Raw genomic sequence first — 17,696 nt, forward strand, 5'->3', positions numbered from 1 at the left:
AGGGATGCGTCTTTCATGACAACAGCTTCTTTGTTTAGAAAAGAGCAAGAATTATACGAAGAAATCATGAGCGCTTGGCACTCGTTAGGCTTTTATCGCCCACTAAGAGACGATGAGACTTTACAACTAGCTTACCAGCTTTGTACTCATTTTTATAGATCTTCGAAAGAGTCTTTACAAGTTTCCGATCTGTACTGGCAATTGTTCGAACGTTTGGTTGGCTATAGTGAGCTAAGCAAGGGCGTTCTCATAGGAGACAGTTGGCAAAACTACCTTTTGGATCGCCTCTTAGAAATCGAGACACCCTTTTCCCTCAAAGCCTCTCTTGATGAACCAACAGGGCTTGCTTTGCGTTCTGCTCTTGCTATGGAATACCATTCGCTACAGAAGCTATTTAACCTTTCTGCCACTTGGTGGCAACAAGAAGCAGAGAAGATCCTAGGGCGACCGCTTCCCCTTTGGTCTGATCTTGAAGCGTTACCTTCTTCTCAAGAAGATTGGCTAAGGACAGGCTATTTGCAGATGAAGGATCATCTTGCCAAAGCAGAAGATTGGTCCATGGAACTTCCCGCTCTTGGAGCCTACTACAAACAGTATGGCTCTGGCCTTTTCTCTCGCTATCTTGCTTTTCGTTGGGAAGGAACGCTTATAGGCATTGAAGAACCTGATCCCATTCGATTGGAAAATTTAGTAGGCTATAAGAAGCAACGACAATGGATTGTGGAGAATACAGAAAGGCTACTACAAGGCTATCGTGCCAACAATATCTTGCTTTATGGCGATCGTGGTACGGGCAAGTCTTCTACCGTTAAAGCCTTGCTACATCGCTTTGGACAAGCTGGATTACGGCTCATTGAAGTTCCTAAGAGCCGACTTGGTGATTTTCCTGCGATCATTGAAGCGACGCGAAAATCGAAAGTGCCTGTTATTCTTTTTGTAGACGATCTTTCTTTTGAAGATGGGGAATCAGGGTACCAGGAGATGAAAGCGCTCTTAGAAGGCGCTGTAGCAGTTCGACCCGATCATATGGTGATTTATGCTACATCTAATCGAAGACATTTAATCAAAGAAAAAGCAAAGGATAGCCTTGCGACGATGCAGGAAGAAGAACTGCGCCCTGGTGACAGCTATCAGGAGAAAATGTCTTTGGCCGACCGCTTTGGCATCACCGTAACGTTCCTAGCGCCGAACCAAGAAGAGTACTTGCAAATTGTAGATGCTTTAGCAGCAGAACGCTCTCTTCACATAAGCAAAGAAGAACTGCATAGGCGCGCGCTCCTCTGGGAAAGACGGCAAAATGGGCGTTCTGGTCGTACAGCAAGACAATTTATTGATTCCATCACCTAAGAATCAAGTCATAGATTGCACTTTTGACGACTACTAATGAGTGAATAGCAATCGCTAAAAAGCTTGTTGGGGGTCGTCATATGAATATGAAAATAAAAAAAGCCCCCTCCCTATCAACAATAATCGGTGAGAGAATTTTTCTTCTCGTCGGCTCTTTTTTTGTTGCCTTGGCTTTAGAAACTTTTCTATCTCCTAATAAAATTATGGATGGTGGTACAACGGGTCTCGCCATTATTCTGGCGCACCTTACGCCACTTTATCTGGGGTTTTGGATTGTTTTATTAAATATTCCTTTTTTAATTTTGGGGCATCACTTTTTTGGTGCTCTTTTTGCTCGTCGAACCGTTTTAGCCCTATTATTTCTGGGCTTTTTTATTTATCTGCTTCACTTTGTGCCAACAATAACGAACAATGACTTGCTGGCTTCTGTCTTAGGTGGTCTGGCCATCGGAATTGGCGTAGGGCTGGTAATCCGTGGCAGAGGCTCTATTGACGGCATTGATGTCTTGGCCATTGTACTATCTCGCAGCAGCCGCTTTAGCTTGGGGCAGATTATTTTGTTCTTTAATATTTTCATTCTAATCCTAGGTGGCTTTGTCTTTGGTTGGCCGAAAATGTTTTATTCTTTGATCACCTATTTTTTTGCCTACCAGATTATCGACCTCGTAATTCGCCTCTAACTATTTGGGCCCATCTTTTTTTAAGTCCACATAAAGCTTCCCTTCTGTATCTATCTGCGCAATAAAAACTTCATTGATATCTTTGATACCACGATTACGAAGCTGTGTGAGCAACCATTCTTTGCTTAGCCTAATTTCTCTTAGACGATGCTCAATAATCTGACCGTCTTCTAAGAGTGTTGTTGGTAAGCCTGTATAGGATGTAGAAAGATGAAGATCTTCTGGCGTCACAGGCCTTTTCTGTGATTTTTGCAATACGGAAACAGAACCATCGGTCTCAAGAATGGCAAACTCTATATCATGTAGGTTAAAAACACCTTGTTCACGAAGATTTGATAAGAGATCGTCAAGATTAAAGCGGTGTCGCTGTAACGCTTGCTTATCAATGGTACCGTTAACAATAATAATTGAAGGTTCCCCTTCTACTATTTTTCGAAGCCAAAAGGATCGTAAGGTAAACCAACCTAAAAGGATGGGCAGAACAATCCATACAGCCAAAGCAAGAGCTCCGTCCCAAAAGTTATCACTACCGGCTAAGGTCATATCCGCGGCCAAAGAGCCTATCGTAATGCCTACAACATATTCAAAAAGAGTCATTTGAGAGATAAGTTGACGTCCTAGCAAGCGGGTAAAGAGTAACAAGAATGTATAAGCAGCAAAACCACGAATAAGAATTCCGACAACATCTACATCCATGATCATGATCCTTTACAACCCCTTGCAATCTTCTAAATAGCAAAAGCCTTGCCAAATACGGCAAGGCTTTTGGTTTATTATAGACACTTTACAGAATCTACATGCATTATTGTAAGGTTAATATCCTTTTTCTAAGTCAATAACATTTAAGGGTAGTGGCTTGTCTTCCATAAACGCTTTTAGATTGGTTTCAAAGACTTCTAAGGCACGCTCCATATAACGAGGAGAGCGACCCGCCACATGGGGCGTGATCATTACATTGTTCATTTTCCAAAGAGGGTTATTGGGGGAGAGAGGCTCTTTCTCGAAGACATCAAGGGCTGCACCGGCGATGCGACCTTCTTGTAGCGACTCAACGAGCGCCTTTTGATCGATCACTTTACCACGAGCCACATTGATTACAATGGCTGATTTCTTCATTACATCAAGTTCAGCTGCACCAATTAACTTTTCTGTTTTCTCTACTAGAGGTACTGTTACAACGACAAAGTCTGCTTCTGACAAAGCTCGACGCAGTTGATCGGCTGGATACACTTTATGAACACCTTCTACATCTCTGCCATCGGTATTCACACCAGTGACTCGCATGCCAAAGGCATTTGCTTTCGCAGCAATCTCTTGACCCAGAGCGCCTAAGCCTACAATGGTTACCGTTTGTTCATAAAGCTCATTAAAACGAACGTGATATTCCCATCGAGACTGTTCTTGCATGCGCACAAAGAAAGGCAACTGGCGAACGAAAGCCAACATCACACCGAGAGTATGCTCAGCCACTTGAATCCGGTGAATCCCTCGTACATTCGTTAAAGTGATTTCTCTTTCTTTTAAGGTCTCGAAAGGAATATTTTCTAACCCTGCACTCATGGAATGAATCCACCGTAACTTTTCAGCTCGCCTTAACCATTGTGACGTAAGTCCGTCACCATAAGTGACTAATACATCGGCTCTCGGTAAGTATTCAAGCGCTTCCCCAGTGGAACGACAAACGCGCCAGTGAACGCCTGGATACATATCTTCCAAGCGATCAAGATAAATCTCTTTGATAGCCATCGTCGTAAGAACTTTCATTGTTTGTCCCCCTTACTTCGAGCCGTCAGCTCCTAGATACATTTTACAGTGCAGTGCAAGTTGGCAACCGTCACAGGCTGGTTTACGAGCATGGCAAACTTGTCGGCCATGAAAGATAAGGCAATGATGAAGCTGTGACCACAATGATTCTGGAACCTTCTCCATCAAAGCTTGTTCCGTCTTCCAAAGATCTTTGCTATCAGCAAGACCCAGTCGATTAGAAACACGAAATACATGGGTGTCCACAGCAATGGTCGGTATGTTGAAAGCATTGCTCAGCACCACATTGGCCGTTTTTCTACCTACACCTGGCAGAGCTTCTAATGCTTCTCGATTGGCTGGTACGTCTCCACCATGCTCTTCCACCAAGATCTTACAAGTTGCTAGAATATGACGTGCTTTATTTTTATATAGGCCAATCGTCTTAATTTCTTTCTCTAGTTCTTCTTGAGAAAGTGTGAGAAAATCTGCTGGTGTGGGGTAGCGTGAGAAAAGAGCTGGTGTAATCTGATTGACAGACTTATCCGTCGCTTGAGCGGCCAAAATAGTAGCAATAAGCAGTTCAAAAGGATTATTGAAGAATAATGCACAACAAGCGTCTGGATACATCTCTATAAGTGTTGATACAATGAGACTGTCTCTGTCCAGAATGGTCACCCCTGTTCTTTTTTCACCGCCTTAATAACCTGTGTTCAGTATTCAAGTTTACCACATTCATGAACCGAGAGAAAGGAGACTTTATCCAAATGATACCGAAAGAACTCATTGAGCGAATCAACGAACTGTCTCGCAAGAACCGCGCAGAAGGTCTGACTGACGAGGAGAAAGTCGAGAGAGATGGCTTACGTCGCCAATATGTAGAAGCCATGAGAACTCGTTTCAAAGATGTCCTTGACAACGTAAAAATTGTGTCACCAGAAGAAGCCGCCTCGTTGAATACAGAGAAAGGCAATGGCCTGCCTACAGATAAGACATGCAGTTGCTGCAGTCATGATCATAAAGTGCATTAAGTAAGGACCTAGAGACGAAAAAAGGCGCAGGCAAGCGATCCTGCGCCTTTTTTTAGAAAAAATGTTAATGCAAAGCCTGCTTACCGTAGCGCAAAAGAACATTGGCCAAAACTTTTTTCTCATCTTCTGTGCTAACTTCCCAAAGTTCTTTCATTAGCTTTTCTTCCGGCTTATTCGCAGAAAAGAAATGAACAGCAATATCAGCTAGATTGACAATGCCTTCTTTCATAACATCATCGGAGATACCATGTTCTTTCCCTTCTGCAATTCTTGAAGCCAGCCGTTCTTTGAAACCTTCAATATCAACCATTGTTTCTCCACCTCTTACATAATGAACTTAACCCTTATTAGAATTTTCCCTAAGAGTACAGGACCATACATGGGCTTTTGAGTTATTTTCAAAAAAAAGCAAAGAGCCGAGAGTCTCAAAGACCTCGGCTCTTTGCTTTTTCTACCTTATTATCCCCATTTTCCTTTGTTCATATGACCTTGTAGTTCTGCTTTAATAGACTGTCTATACTCGATGGCGCTCTTTTTGATTTCATCAAAAAGCTTATTACAGGGAGGATCAAGATCTTCTTCGCGACCTTCTTCAGCAAGAACGATTACACTTTCTAAGTTCGCGAGCAGTTGAACGTAAATATCGTTGGTAACACGGGACTTTTCAACTAAGTTAGCCCCTTCTTCTGAAAGCTGGGTAAACTTTTCTTGTGGAGCGCCGCACTTTGGACAGACTTTAGGAGCTGCATCGCCTTCATGGATATAGCCACAAACACCACATTTGAACATAGAGCAGAAACGCCACCTTTCTGATAATTATGATGGGAAGTTTTTCCCATCTCTTTACTGTTTATTCGACAGCCTTTCCCTAGTTCCTGCTTGATCTTGTTCCATAATACTCTAGCAGCACTCTTCTTCCACTAGATCCTTAACTCTTACGGGCCGCTCCTCTTTGAGGAGACGAATCATACCAAAGATAAAACGCAATTCATCTTCCTTAAGATCATAAATCATACGTAAAACGGATTGCACTTTCGGATCTTTTAGTAAATTAAGCATATCTTCTCCCATTAGTGCAGAAGACTATCAAGGGAAGGCTGGGGTACAAGAAAGTAACAAGGTGTAACGCCAAGCACTTCAGAAATGCGTTCTATGGTGCGTAAAGAAGGCTGTACCTTCCCTTGTTCTAATTGACCGATCAAGCCAGGAGAAACACCGGCTTTTTCGGCCAATTCTGCTTGTGTTAACCCTGATTGCTCTCGCACTGTGCGCAGGCGCGTCGCAATCATCGTTACTGTACTAAAAAGCTGAGAAGTAGAAATATGTAAAGCTTCGGCAATCGCTTTCAACGTCTCTATATCAGGCTTGATATTTCCATTTTCAATTTCCTGAAGCAACCCCGCTTCTATACCACTTATCTTGGCTACATCAGAGACAGACAAGTTTTTCTTTTCTCGAAACATTTGTATTCTCTGTCCTAAGCCCACATCGCTCTCAGATAGAGGCTTAATAACTTCTTCTCGTGGCACCCCCAGCGCAGAGGCAATCTTAATCATCGTTTTCGTTGCGCCTTCTTTGGCACCTCTTTCTATTTCACTAATATAGGAAACAGAAACACCTGAAAGGCGTGACAATTCATGCAGGGACAGGCCCTTCTCTTCTCTTTTTTTTTCGAATCCAAGATACTGACACCTATCTTCTCTCCTTCGTAACTACAGGCGAATATATTTTTCATTTTAAATAACAGGGAAATCATGAATAGCACACTAAAGGTATCCCATTTATCTTTATTTTTCAATCAAAATTTGTCGAAAAAAGGAGGAAGCTTTCAAAAAAAACTTCCTCACTAGGGAAAACGTAGTTCTCCGCGATATTCCAGTTGCTCTAGCCCAAAAACTTGTACCTTGCTAGGAGAAACAGTGTAGAAATTTTTCTCAATGGTAAAGATCCTTCCCGTCCAACCTTCCTCCCAATCTTTTTGCGCTTCTTCGATTTTACCCATTAAATGAAATCCTTTCTCTTCATCAAACCGGTATACATAAAAACCAAAAAAAGCTTCTTTTTCCTTATCTTCTTCAGTAATTTTTACCGGAAAGGCTATAATTTTGCTATCTTTTCCTATGAATAAAGAATGCTGATCCCGAAAAAGAGGCGTATCGCTACCGTAGTGCCCTACTCTCTCTACGAATTTCTCATTGGATACAGGCTGATCCGGGTCTGAAAGATCGAAAAAACTGAGAAGAATCCCTTTGTCTTTTCCCAAGCCAAGCAAGCTACGATCGCCATAAGGATAAAGAAGGTTATAGTAGCCTGGGAAATGCATTATCTTGGTCAAGTTCAACACTTTTGAATCGGTTTCAATAGCAATTCTGTGTAAGGTAGACTCTTCTTGAAAAGTAACAAGAAAGATTTCCTTATCCAAAAAACAAAGTGTCGTAAGCTGTTCACCTGGCGCAATCTCTTCGAGCTTACCGGCGATAGACAAGGTTTCGTCTAAAAGATACAATTGCTGCCTAGCGCCACCTTCTCCCTCCACCCAGGGGTTTCCTTTGGTCGTTACAATTCGCAATTTTCCCTCTTGTTCATCCATGGAATAGCGATGTAATAAGGTGCCCGGTACAGTACCTTGCCCTTTGAAAACCAACTTGCCATCTTGAATCGCAAATTTATAAATCGATGTATGCTCATCAAGAGTGAGACTTCCTAATGGATTTACCCGCTCTTGCTCCGGTGCTACAATCAAGGGATTCTTCGGATTATATTGTGTTACAGCTACATAGAGGTTTTTGGGGGAGGCATAGACATACTCTCCAGCACCGAGATAGGCTGCTATCTGGGCTTTTTGTTCATGTTGTAGCATGTTAAAAGAGGCAACCAGTAAATATTCAGGTTCTACATAGTAAGGAAAATAATGTATTTCCGGAACATCTATCACTGCCGGATTTTCAGCACTTGCTGTATCAAAAAAAGCTGACCAGACTTCCTTTTGATCCCCTTCTGAAGGGTGGTAGCTCCTACTTCGGTTGGCTATCAAGTATAAGACCGCTCCAACACGTCGCGAGCTCAGATAACGTCCTTCCAGCAACACCTTTCGTTTAAGCTGCAGTTGGAAATAATCATCGATTTCATAGACCAGTGCTTTCACCGAAGCTGGCGTAAAAAAAGCTCGATCTTGTTCTACCGAATCTTCATAAACAGCCCGATCTTTCTCAACCGTTCCAATCAAAGCGAGATGACGACCCTCTACAAATAGATCGACAGGATAAAAGCCATCTTCTATTTCCACCACTTGAAGGATTTTCATCTCATCTACAGGCATAATCTGGGCAATAAGAAGCTGATTCCCTTTAACTGTATAAAGATAGCGATCGTCCCATTGTAACAAGCCGCCTTCTTCTACTTTTTCCTTTTTTTCTATCTCTTTCAGATCAGGCATAACTTCATCAGAATCATTCACTGGATGATTCGTTCTATTTAACACAGGAAGGTCTTGATTATAAAGGTTTTCACCTTGCTTTTCAGCACCACAAGCGCTAAGCAAAGGTAACGTAAGAACTGCTAAAAAAGCAATTACTATATTTTTACATACCCTTGAGAAGTCACGCACGATAGTCTCCCCTTATAACATCCTTATAGGATAAGCATATACCTGATGAGCTACTTTCACACCTTATTTTCTAGGCAACTTTTTTCTTTGGAAATAAAAAGAATCCATTCTACGGGCATAAATAGAACCCCCTACACTCGAATGGTTATATTGACAGCAGAGCAGTGTTGTTAATTATTTGTTGCAAAAGGAGAAAAGAATGAAAAAGAAAAAGTTGCTATATCCCGTGAGCGTCAGCCTTCTCGCCGGTCTTCTGCTTCTCCCAAGCCTCTCTGCCGCGTCGCAGGCTACATATCAAGTAAAGTCTGGTGACTCTCTCTGGAAGATTGCTACCTCTCATTCCATGACCGTGCAAGAATTAATGCAGATGAATAATCTGAACCATACTATGATCTACCCCGGACAAACTCTTCATATCCAAAGTGGCCGATATACTGTCCAAGCAGGCGACAGCATGTTCAGAATCTCTCAAAAATTAGGTATTAGCCTGCACAGCTTTATTGCTGCCAACCCTGGCATCAATCACAATAACATTCACGTCGGTCAAACTTTGAACCTACCTGCTCAAAATGCACCGGCTCCTGCTCCAGCACCAGCACCTGCACCTGCGCCTGCGCCTGCGCCTGCTCCACAACAACCAGCTCAGCAATCTTTTGAGCAACAAGTGGCCAACCTAGTCAACCAGGAACGTGCCAAAGCAGGCTTACAGCCCATGAGCTTCGATGCAGCGCTTAGCAATGTAGCTCATATTAAAGCCAAAGATATGATCGACAATAATTATTTTTCTCATACCTCTCCAACCCATGGCTCTCCTTTTGATATGATGAGAAGCTACGGCATTCAATATCGCACAGCCGGCGAAAACATTGCTCGTGGTCAAAGAACGCCCCAAGAAGTGATGAATGCTTGGATGAATAGCCCTGGACACAGAGCAAATATCCTAAATGCCAACTTTAATACCATCGGTGTTGGCTACTACCAAGGTGCTTGGGTGCAAATGTTTGTCGGTCGCTAAGATAAAGAAAAGTCGAAAAAGAGCAACTCTGCACAAAGAGTTGCTCTTTTTCTTTTATTTGCTATAATTTAACTGTTATTGATTGTTCTCTCATCTGCGGTCCCAAGTTCCGCACTTTTTCTGTAAAATTATAATCCTTTTTACTCTTGCATAGACTACATCTTATTGTCTGATCTTTAACAATGCACCATAGTTCTATTTTGCTATGCTGGTTTTATAGATTATTCAATAAAAAGCAAGGAGGAGTTTCTAGTGAACAATGGCCACCGAGAACAATGGGCCTCCCGAATTGGTTTTATTCTAGCTGCCGCTGGATCGGCTGTAGGACTAGGTAACATCTGGCGCTTTTCCTATGTAGCTGGTGAACAAGGTGGTGCTGCCTTTGTATTCATCTACCTCATCGCCATCCTTTTAATCGGCTATCCTCTTATGGTCACAGAAATTGCTATCGGTCGTAAAACACAAAAAAATCCGATTGGAGCCTTCAAGAGTTTAGCACCCGATACCCCTTGGTGGATTGTAGGCGCCTTAGGTGTACTCACTGCTTTTGTCATTCTCTCATTCTATTCTGTTGTTGCTGGTTGGTCATTGGCTTATACCTTTAAAGCCTTTGGTGGCTTTGTGCCTGGCTTGGACTATGAAGGAATTTTTATCTCCCATATTACGGACGTCTATATGCCCATTTTCTGGCATGCTGCTTTTATGATTCTGACACTCGTCATTATTGCTTCTGGTGTCGTCAAAGGAATTCAGCGGTGGTCTAAAGTCTTAATGCCTCTCCTTTTTGCCATATTGCTGGCTTTAGTAGTTCGCGGATTGACTTTAGAAGGGGCTGGTGCAGGTGTCGCTTTTTATCTGACGCCTGATTTTACAGAAATCTCTGGTGAAACCTTTCTAACAGCGCTGGGGCAAGCCTTCTTTACCTTAAGCCTTGGTATGGGTGCCTTAATTACCTACGGAAGTTACCTTTCTCAAAAAGAAAACGTATCTGATAGCGCCGGCTGGGTTGTCGGTATGGATACCCTAGTAGCCCTCCTTGCGGGCTTTGCCATCTTCCCTGCTGTTTTTGCCATTGGCTTTGACCCTGCAGGTGGTGTTGGCTTAGCTTTTATCACCTTACCCGCCGTTTTTGCAGAGATGCCGCTGGGAGGCCTTTTCGGATTTCTCTTTTTCCTCTTGCTCACCATCGCTGCACTTACTTCTGCCATCTCCCTCTTAGAAGTGGTCGTTGCCTGGCTTATTGATGAAAAAGGCTGGGATCGGCTCAAAGCCTCTATGCTCATGGGCTTAATCATCTTCGTCGTAGGACTTCCACCTACCTTGGGTTACAGTGTACTCAGTGGTGTCACCATCTTCGGTATGGATATTCTAGACACCTATGATTTTCTCAGTGGTAACATTTTGCTTCCCTTGGGTGGACTTCTGACTAGTATCTTTGCCGGCTACATTTGGAGAGCAAAAAGTGTAATAGATGAGGCGAATAACCCCAAAGGTAAGATCGTCTTTGGTCAGTGGTATGGCTATGTCATTCAATACCTTTTACCTCTTGCCATCGGCGCCGTCTTGATCTGGGGCATCATTAGCACTTTCATTGAATAAGTCCAGACCTTCATAGCCAATAGCGATTGATAAAGTCAATCAGGTAGGTCGCACCACTTCCTAGTGCAGCCATTACTAGAGCTATTGGAAAAATGGCCAAAGCAGAAGTCCAAAGATAACGGCCAAAAGGCACTTTCCAAAGAGGTGCCACATATTTGACGATATCGCTGCCTACAAAAGGAATAAATCGTACACCGATCAAGAAAAGAGGCGAAGATACAGGTATGTTCCGAATCAGGGGGGGCAATTTCTCCATATAGCGGGAGAATTTGGCCTCCTCGGCACTATGATATATAAGCCAGTATCCTACAATTGAGCCGGTAAGAGATCCTATCCAATTTACCAAAGTACCTAGCCAGATTCCATAAATAAAGCCATTGGCCAAAGCCACAGGTTCAGACCCCATCGGTGAAACACTTAAAAGAACATGCAAAGGAATGGTAAAAAACAAAGCCACACCACTATGTTCACGAACATGATCAAGAAAAGCAACCAGGTCAATGCCGAGATAGGTAACGACAAAAGGAAGAAGCATCAGCACTATCAGAAGAGTCAGAGAGCGATATTGACGTATAATTTTGATCATAAGCTCACCTCATAAAGGCCGACGCATCAACAGGGCAAGGAACTTTTTTCCTCACTTTGATCACCATCCTCTGTCACATCTTACTCCCTTGTCTCCTATCTCAATACAACGAAAAAACCTCTTTCTGTTCCTTTTTGCGAACGGAAAGAGGTTTTTTTTAGGACCTTCTATAGGACCAGCACCCTATGCATAAATTCTTAATTCTCATCTATCTTTTTTGACAGTGATTGCAATAAACCTGCTTTTTTGGCTTCTTCATAGGCTAACTCCAAAAGTCCTTCCATCTCTTCTCGACTGATAGGAATTCCTTTCTCCACCAAAGCCTTGTTAAAGTAATCAATGGCCTGCGTAAACTGTTCTTGACCTGATAAGTGACCAAAACGATTTCTCGCAAATAAGACGGCACTGCGAGCCAGAAAAGCAAGCAATTCCCGTTGCTGTTCCGTCGTTTTACTATTGATATACTCTACGATAGAAGGTCCAAAGTTACGAATTACAAATGTTACAATCGCAATGAGACCAAAGATCATTATATAGAGAGCAATTACCATGAGATCGCCATATGGCACGAAAAAACACCCCGCTTCATACAATTTGCTCTATCATATGCAACAGGGCTCTAAAGTGAAAAAAAAATGACCTGCCTTGTATAGGCAGGTCAATATAGATTGGATGTGAGAAAAGAAGGTTAATGTAAGTATACAATCATTATAGAAAAAGCGCCTCCAACTACAGACCCATTTTTTATGAGTTAATAGTCCCGAATTGTCACAACATTACGTCCTATATGGTTAGGACATTTCTTCGTACCAAAAGGTAGCACCTTGTTGTAGCATCGCTTCTGCCACCTCTGTTTTTTCCATTCGATATAGTAGCAAAGAATAATTTAGGTAGAATCGTCCTGAATCATCGGTGCTATAAGAATCTTGTTGTAACAAGAGCAATGCTTGTTCATAATAGTTTTCGCTTTCATGGAAAGTTCCTTCTATTTCCGCCAATTCAGCCAAAACCATTAATGCTTCTAGTTCATGATCCTTAAGAGCTAACACTTCCAACCATGCTTGACGACAATCTTGGAAAATCTGCTGCCTCTTACCTTTTATTTTTTCTTTTTCATTACCATAATACCAAGCCAAAAATGCCCTAGCCAAATATAGCGCCAAAAGGCTGTCATTTTTTTGACGCCAGTTGGCTCTTTGCAACCAGTAGACAGCTTTTTCCCATTGATGTTCCCGAAGGTAGCTTCTTCCTAGAAGAGCCTCCACCTTTGGCTTATCCCAGAGGGACAGGTAGCGATTTCCTTCTTCTAGGATAGGCATCAAAAAAAAGTCTACTCTACCTTCTTTAAGAGACCATTGGGCCAATGTTTGATAAATGCGCACTTTTTGCTGCTTTGTAAGCAGGGAACAATCTTCCTTCTGAACCTGTTCACCCAGCCACTGCACGTCTTCTTCAGTTAAATCTTCTTTATAAAAGCGAGCCTTGATCAAACGATCATGACAGCGTCGATGAACTTCCTCTGCAGAAGGAAAGCGACCTGCTTCCCACAAATAAAAGCCCAGAACTTCCTTCAGATCGTCGCAAAACCAAGAAAACCTGCTAAAGTTCTCATCTTGCATCAATAAATCTCGACTGTCATATTGCCATAGCATTTCATCTTGCACATCTATCGCCTTGGCATAATACTTTAGTGCTTCAGGTTCCATGCTATTTTTCTCCTCATAGGAAAGAGCCACAGCCCAGATAAGAAAGGGATCATGAGGAAGCAGCTCCAGACTATAACGATACAGGGGCAAATAGCGCCAATCAAGACCTCTGTAGCCAATATCGCCATGACAACGAAGTAAAAACCAAAGCGGATCGGACCGCTCGGGATCGGCTTTATCAATATAATAAATATCACTACAGTAGTAAGGATCCCACAATTCTGTGATGCGGTAAAACCAATCATGATCGCCACGCAAAATGCTCAAAGCCAATGCGATCTTAGCTTCTGTCGCATCTTCATCCCAGCCAACGAATTTTGAAGCTAGACCATAGCGTCGCGTTGCTAACAAAAGTTTAAGAGATGGACTGATTTTGTACCGTTCCATAGGATTTTATCAACTCCAAAGCCTCTCAATCCCCAGTCTGACTCTTCTGAACAATGACGGGCAAGATTTCTCCTACCTTGGCATGAAAGACATAATCAGCCTCTCTATCGTAAGGTGTTGCTTCTAAATTAATAATAACCAGTTTGCTATCATGACGACGATGCTGCAGCAATGTATTAGCTGGTGTCACTGTCAAAGATGTACCGAGACAGAAGATAAGATCCGCCTGGGCCATCCAGATTTGTGCTTTTCGAAATTCTTGCATATCAAGGGGATCGCCAAAAAGCACAACCTTCGGCTTTAAGATGCCACCACAATCACAAAGAGGTATCATCTTATTTTCTAGTTTTTCCTTAATGCCATTCATTACTTTGGCGGTTCCACATTTTTGACATACAGCATGCCGCAAATTGCCATGCAGTTCTATAACCTGCTTCGATCCAGCTACTTGATGAAGACCATCAATATTTTGCGTAGCAATGCCAACCCACTTGCCCTGTTCATTCTCTAGATCGGCCAGTGCGAGATGTCCCTGGTTCGGTTTGATATCAGTCCAAGAGAGAAACAGTTGACTAAAATAGTAATAGAAGCGTTCAGGCTGTCGTGAAAAACAAGATCGTGTGATGGCTTCACGCACTTCCTCTTTTTGCCAGAGACCATTAGAGCTGCGAAAGTCTGGTATCCCTGACTCCGTAGAAATCCCAGCACCACTTAAAACAGCAATCTTAGAGGCACTTTGTAAGAAAGCCGCACAAGCTTCTATCTCTTGCTCCCGATTGAATGGATAAGACATACCCTTTCACCTCCATCCAGAATACCAAAAAGACCTTGTCACCCTTCTCTTAACCTTTCGAGCGCAACCGCAGCCTCTTTTTTCCATTTTGTTCTGGAACGAACACTTGTAAGGCACGAGGCAGAACTCCTATGTCCCAGGGTAGGGGTGGCCCTATCTCACCATCAAGATCCGTTTCCATGCTTTCAGGTCCCTGTAATAGATAACGTTGTGCTTGATGATACTTCACCAGGGGAGAACGAACATGGTCACCTTGTAGAACACTTAGAAAGAGTCCAACAAATTCACTGATGGAACAAGATCGAAAAACGACCAAATCAAGCAAAGCATCATCAATTTGTGCTTGAGGCGCCAATTGCGAAAAGCTGCCTGCTCCAGCACTGTTGAGTACCAGAAATAATAAGGTATCGCCTTCGTAAATCTTCTCACCGGAAGGCAATTGCACCTGCAAAGGAAAAGGACGAAATTCTGGCAACTGCTCAAGTGCCTTTAGATAGTAAGCAAATTTCCCCAATTCCTGCTTTAAAGCTTGATCCACTTTATGAGAAACGTCTGTCAACAAGCCTCCGCTGGCAACATTCAAAAAGTAACGACCGGCAAGAGCGCCTATATCAATCTTTTTTTTCTTACCTTTAACAATAATATCACAGCAAGTTTCCACATCTTTGGGAATGGATAAGTAAGAAGCTAGATCATTGGCTGTTCCTGCTGGTATAATACCTAGGGTCGGAAGGGGTCTCCCTTCTTCGACGAGTGAGACGAGACCGTTCATGACTTGATGAAGTGTACCATCGCCACCGACAGCCACAACAGCAGAGCAACCTTCATCGATAGCATGGTGCGCTTCTGCCACAGTGAGCTCCGCCTTTCCTTCCGTTCGATAGGTGAGAACTTGCCATCCCCCACTTTGAAGAATGCGAACGGCCAGATCCAATCGTGTTCGAAAAGCAGCCGAACCAGCCTCTGGATTATAAATGAGCTTCAACCGTTTTCTAGCTTGATATTGCACCTTTTTCCCCCCTTTAAAATTATACGTCATCTTTGCAGAATAACCAAATGCAGGTGGAAGATAAAAGAAAAAATTCTTGGCAAAATTAAAGACTTTGCGTATAATGGTATTAGCCACGGTTCGGAGGATAAACCTTCCATGTAAAGTCAACCCGTTCTATTATCGGCGTCTTTGTCCGGGGAATGATTGGTTGCTTTCGTTATAGGTAAGGCCCGGACCAAGATATCATTTTTCTCCGATTGGAAAGGACGGGATCTTTTTAATGTTCCAAGATCGTACCCTAGGTTGTAAGGAATGTGGAGTAGACTTTTTGTTCACAGCTCGAGAGCAAGAATTTTATGCTGAAAAGGGCTTCCAGAACGATCCTTCTCGTTGCCCCGACTGTCGCGCTGCGCGCAAGCGTCGCATGGCTGAAAACGGTGACGTTCGCCCTCAACGTGAAATGCACGAAGTCGTCTGTTCTTCTTGCGGTGTAGATACGACGGTTCCTTTTAAACCAACGGGACAGCGCCCCGTATATTGTCGTGACTGCTTTCAAGCACAACGTGCTGCCTATTAATTATTAAGATATTTGATAAGGTATCGGGGATCAATCCCGATGCCTTTTTCTATTTTTAAGGTAGGTGATAGACCGATTATGTCAACACCAGCTCCTTATCGCACAATAAGCTTTTCCCGTTCCTTATTACAATGGTCTCAATTATCCCTTACATTGCCTTCCGAACAAAAAAACGAAAATGAAAGAAGGATTCTGCAAAACTTACAAGGCCTTGTCTCCGGTGGTGAAATTGTTGCCTTGCTCGGCCCTTCTGGTTCGGGCAAAAGCACTTTATTAAAAATGTTCAATCGCCTTTTAGAGCCAACGACAGGCACAATCTTTTATCAAGGGCAGAAAATCGAAGAGATGGCTGTCACAGAATTACGCAGACAAGTCGCTTACATCAGTCAACAACCCTATTTGTTCCCCGGGACGGTAGCCGACAATCTAGCCTATGGCGCCGATCTATGGAATTTATCTTATGACGGCGAAAAATGGCTAGAAAAAGTCAACCTGTCGCCGACCCTTCTTTTACAGTCAGGAGAGAACCTCTCAGGGGGAGAAAGGCAACGTCTGGCCCTAGCTCGCTCTTTACTACTTGAGCCGACTTTGTTATTGCTCGATGAGCCGACAGCTGCTTTAGATATTCATAGTACAGCTATCATTGAAGGCTTAATTAAAGGATGGCTCCATCAAGATAGAGCCGTTTTATGGGTTACCCACGATCCAGGTCAAGCCAAGCGCGTGGCTCATCGAATTTTACTCTTAGCAGAAGGCACATTACAGTGCGATTTATCTACAGAAGTATTTTTCTCACCACAAGCGCCTGAGGTTGTGCAATCATTTCTGACCGTAAAGGAGAAGTGAGCGTGAGTCCTTTTCTTCTTGTTATGAGTCTCTCTTTTATTGCGATCGCTTTGTTCATTTCCTACAAAGAAAAGTTGGCATTAGAAAAAGATCTATTTATTGGGACAATACGAGCATTTATTCAACTTTTTATTATCGGTTTCCTATTACAACTGATTTTTGATCTGCGTTCTATAACAGGGATGGTGCTCATCATCGTCGTGATGATTGCTGTGGCTGGACAAAATGCTGCCCAGAAATCAAATTATCTTCCTCGTACCAAAGCAATGGTTTCTATTGTGGGAGCTCTTTTGCTTGCTGAAGTCCTAACCATGGGTTTGCTTTTAATCATGAATATTATACCATCAGAACCTCAATATATTATTCCGATTAGTGGCATGATTATAGGCAATGCCATGGTTGCAGCAGGTCTTACCATTAATCGACTACAAGCTGAATTGGCCGCGCAGAAAGGGCAAGTCCTAACGGCTCTTTCACTAGGTGCAACATCACGTCAAGCTGCTACATTATCGATTAAAAAGGCCCTCCGGGCAGGTATGAGCCCCTCGATAGATGGTATGAAAACAATTGGACTGGTACAATTACCAGGGATGATGACAGGTTTAATCATCGCTGGCGCAAGTCCTATGGAAGCAGTAAAGTATCAAATCTTAATTACACTCGTTATTACAGCTTCTACAGCCATCTCGAGTATCACTGTTGCTTTACGTTGTTATAAACCCTTTTTTACGAAACAACATCAACTTTCTCTATACTATCCAAAAAATGAGTAATTTTTTTAATGTTTA

21 protein-coding genes and 1 pseudogene are annotated in these 17,696 nt (G+C 42.8%); 8 read left to right on the forward strand and 14 right to left on the reverse strand.

Annotation, left to right across the window (positions count from 1 at the left end):
* Positions 1–15: 15 nt before the first annotated feature.
* Positions 16–1,347, forward strand: coding sequence for an ATP-binding protein (locus FTV88_RS06290; RefSeq protein WP_153724891.1), 1,332 nt, complete (start codon positions 16–18; stop codon positions 1,345–1,347).
* 80 nt (positions 1,348–1,427) lie between these two features.
* Positions 1,428–2,027, forward strand: a complete 600-nt coding sequence (locus tag FTV88_RS06295) for a YitT family protein (RefSeq protein ID WP_153724892.1) — start codon at positions 1,428–1,430, stop codon at positions 2,025–2,027.
* Here FTV88_RS06295 and FTV88_RS06300 read toward each other — a convergent pair whose 3' ends face one another.
* The 3 genes from FTV88_RS06300 to nth form a co-directional block, all read right to left on the reverse strand.
* Positions 2,028–2,729 carry a YetF domain-containing protein gene (locus FTV88_RS06300; protein ID WP_153724893.1) on the reverse strand — a complete coding sequence of 234 codons (702 nt, stop codon included), beginning with the start codon at positions 2,727–2,729 and terminating at the stop codon, positions 2,028–2,030. It abuts the gene before it with no gap.
* A gap of 111 nt (positions 2,730–2,840) precedes the next feature.
* Positions 2,841–3,791 carry a D-2-hydroxyacid dehydrogenase gene (locus FTV88_RS06305; protein WP_153724894.1) on the reverse strand — a complete coding sequence of 317 codons (951 nt, stop codon included), beginning with the start codon at positions 3,789–3,791 and terminating at the stop codon, positions 2,841–2,843.
* A gap of 12 nt (positions 3,792–3,803) precedes the next feature.
* Positions 3,804–4,439 carry an endonuclease III gene (gene nth / locus FTV88_RS06310; protein ID WP_207707946.1) on the reverse strand — a complete coding sequence of 212 codons (636 nt, stop codon included), beginning with the start codon at positions 4,437–4,439 and terminating at the stop codon, positions 3,804–3,806.
* A 98-nt stretch (positions 4,440–4,537) separates the two neighbouring features.
* On the opposite strand from nth, the gene FTV88_RS06315 reads away from it, so the two are divergent.
* A complete protein-coding gene (locus tag FTV88_RS06315; RefSeq protein WP_153724895.1) occupies positions 4,538–4,801 on the forward strand; it encodes a DUF896 domain-containing protein in 264 nt (87 codons plus the stop codon).
* A 64-nt stretch (positions 4,802–4,865) separates the two neighbouring features.
* Here the strand turns inward: FTV88_RS06315 and FTV88_RS06320 are convergent, their stop codons facing one another.
* The 6 genes and pseudogenes from FTV88_RS06320 to FTV88_RS06340 form a co-directional block, all read right to left on the reverse strand.
* Complete coding sequence (locus FTV88_RS06320) at positions 4,866–5,111, reverse strand: DUF3243 family protein (RefSeq protein WP_153724896.1); 246 nt, start codon at positions 5,109–5,111, stop codon at positions 4,866–4,868.
* A 149-nt stretch (positions 5,112–5,260) separates the two neighbouring features.
* Positions 5,261–5,590, reverse strand: coding sequence for a rubredoxin-like domain-containing protein (locus FTV88_RS16015; RefSeq protein ID WP_153724897.1), 330 nt, complete (start codon positions 5,588–5,590; stop codon positions 5,261–5,263).
* Positions 5,591–5,701: 111 nt separating this feature from the next.
* Positions 5,702–5,860 carry a hypothetical protein gene (locus FTV88_RS06330; protein ID WP_153724898.1) on the reverse strand — a complete coding sequence of 53 codons (159 nt, stop codon included), beginning with the start codon at positions 5,858–5,860 and terminating at the stop codon, positions 5,702–5,704.
* 11 nt (positions 5,861–5,871) lie between these two features.
* Positions 5,872–6,090: a helix-turn-helix domain-containing protein gene (locus FTV88_RS16020; RefSeq protein ID WP_279236993.1), complete on the reverse strand. Its 219-nt coding sequence runs from the start codon at positions 6,088–6,090 to the stop codon at positions 5,872–5,874.
* 15 nt (positions 6,091–6,105) lie between these two features.
* Positions 6,106–6,459, reverse strand: a pseudogene (locus FTV88_RS16025) (helix-turn-helix domain-containing protein); the annotation flags it as partial.
* 188 nt (positions 6,460–6,647) lie between these two features.
* The gene (locus FTV88_RS06340) at positions 6,648–8,408 is read right to left on the reverse strand and encodes a beta-propeller domain-containing protein (RefSeq protein WP_153724900.1); all 1,761 of its coding nucleotides are present in this window, start codon (positions 8,406–8,408) and stop codon (positions 6,648–6,650) included.
* Between the two features lie 199 nt (positions 8,409–8,607).
* Between FTV88_RS06340 and FTV88_RS06345 the strand changes: the two genes are divergently transcribed.
* The gene (locus tag FTV88_RS06345) at positions 8,608–9,423 is read left to right on the forward strand and encodes a LysM peptidoglycan-binding domain-containing protein (RefSeq protein WP_153724901.1); all 816 of its coding nucleotides are present in this window, start codon (positions 8,608–8,610) and stop codon (positions 9,421–9,423) included.
* A gap of 252 nt (positions 9,424–9,675) precedes the next feature.
* Positions 9,676–11,022 (forward strand): sodium-dependent transporter, encoded by a 1,347-nt coding sequence (locus FTV88_RS06350; RefSeq protein WP_153724902.1) that lies wholly within the window; start codon positions 9,676–9,678, stop codon positions 11,020–11,022.
* 10 nt (positions 11,023–11,032) lie between these two features.
* Here FTV88_RS06350 and FTV88_RS06355 read toward each other — a convergent pair whose 3' ends face one another.
* The 5 genes from FTV88_RS06355 to FTV88_RS06375 all read right to left on the reverse strand — a co-directional run bounded on the left by FTV88_RS06355 (position 11,033) and on the right by FTV88_RS06375 (position 15,503).
* Positions 11,033–11,608 (reverse strand): TVP38/TMEM64 family protein, encoded by a 576-nt coding sequence (locus FTV88_RS06355; protein ID WP_153724903.1) that lies wholly within the window; start codon positions 11,606–11,608, stop codon positions 11,033–11,035.
* A gap of 197 nt (positions 11,609–11,805) precedes the next feature.
* Positions 11,806–12,177: a phage holin, LLH family gene (locus tag FTV88_RS06360; RefSeq protein WP_153724904.1), complete on the reverse strand. Its 372-nt coding sequence runs from the start codon at positions 12,175–12,177 to the stop codon at positions 11,806–11,808.
* 222 nt (positions 12,178–12,399) lie between these two features.
* Entirely contained in the window at positions 12,400–13,701 is a 1,302-nt protein-coding gene (locus FTV88_RS06365) for a tetratricopeptide repeat protein (protein ID WP_153724905.1), read from the reverse strand.
* A gap of 25 nt (positions 13,702–13,726) precedes the next feature.
* The gene (locus FTV88_RS06370; protein WP_153724906.1) at positions 13,727–14,494 is read right to left on the reverse strand and encodes an NAD-dependent protein deacylase; all 768 of its coding nucleotides are present in this window, start codon (positions 14,492–14,494) and stop codon (positions 13,727–13,729) included.
* Between the two features lie 49 nt (positions 14,495–14,543).
* Positions 14,544–15,503 (reverse strand): diacylglycerol/lipid kinase family protein, encoded by a 960-nt coding sequence (locus FTV88_RS06375; protein ID WP_162007926.1) that lies wholly within the window; start codon positions 15,501–15,503, stop codon positions 14,544–14,546.
* 262 nt (positions 15,504–15,765) lie between these two features.
* Here FTV88_RS06375 and FTV88_RS06380 point away from each other — a divergent pair, with 262 nt between their 5' ends.
* The 3 genes from FTV88_RS06380 to FTV88_RS06390 all read left to right on the forward strand — a co-directional run bounded on the left by FTV88_RS06380 (position 15,766) and on the right by FTV88_RS06390 (position 17,681).
* Positions 15,766–16,062, forward strand: coding sequence for a zinc-ribbon domain containing protein (locus FTV88_RS06380; protein ID WP_153724908.1), 297 nt, complete (start codon positions 15,766–15,768; stop codon positions 16,060–16,062).
* Positions 16,063–16,140: 78 nt separating this feature from the next.
* Entirely contained in the window at positions 16,141–16,908 is a 768-nt protein-coding gene (locus tag FTV88_RS06385) for an ABC transporter ATP-binding protein (RefSeq protein WP_162007927.1), read from the forward strand.
* 2 nt (positions 16,909–16,910) lie between these two features.
* Positions 16,911–17,681 (forward strand): ABC transporter permease, encoded by a 771-nt coding sequence (locus FTV88_RS06390; RefSeq protein ID WP_153724910.1) that lies wholly within the window; start codon positions 16,911–16,913, stop codon positions 17,679–17,681.
* The last annotated feature ends 15 nt before the right edge of the window (positions 17,682–17,696 follow it).

Source organism: Heliorestis convoluta (assembly GCF_009649955.1).
In the GTDB taxonomy this organism is placed as follows: domain Bacteria; phylum Bacillota; class Desulfitobacteriia; order Heliobacteriales; family Heliobacteriaceae; genus Heliorestis; species Heliorestis convoluta.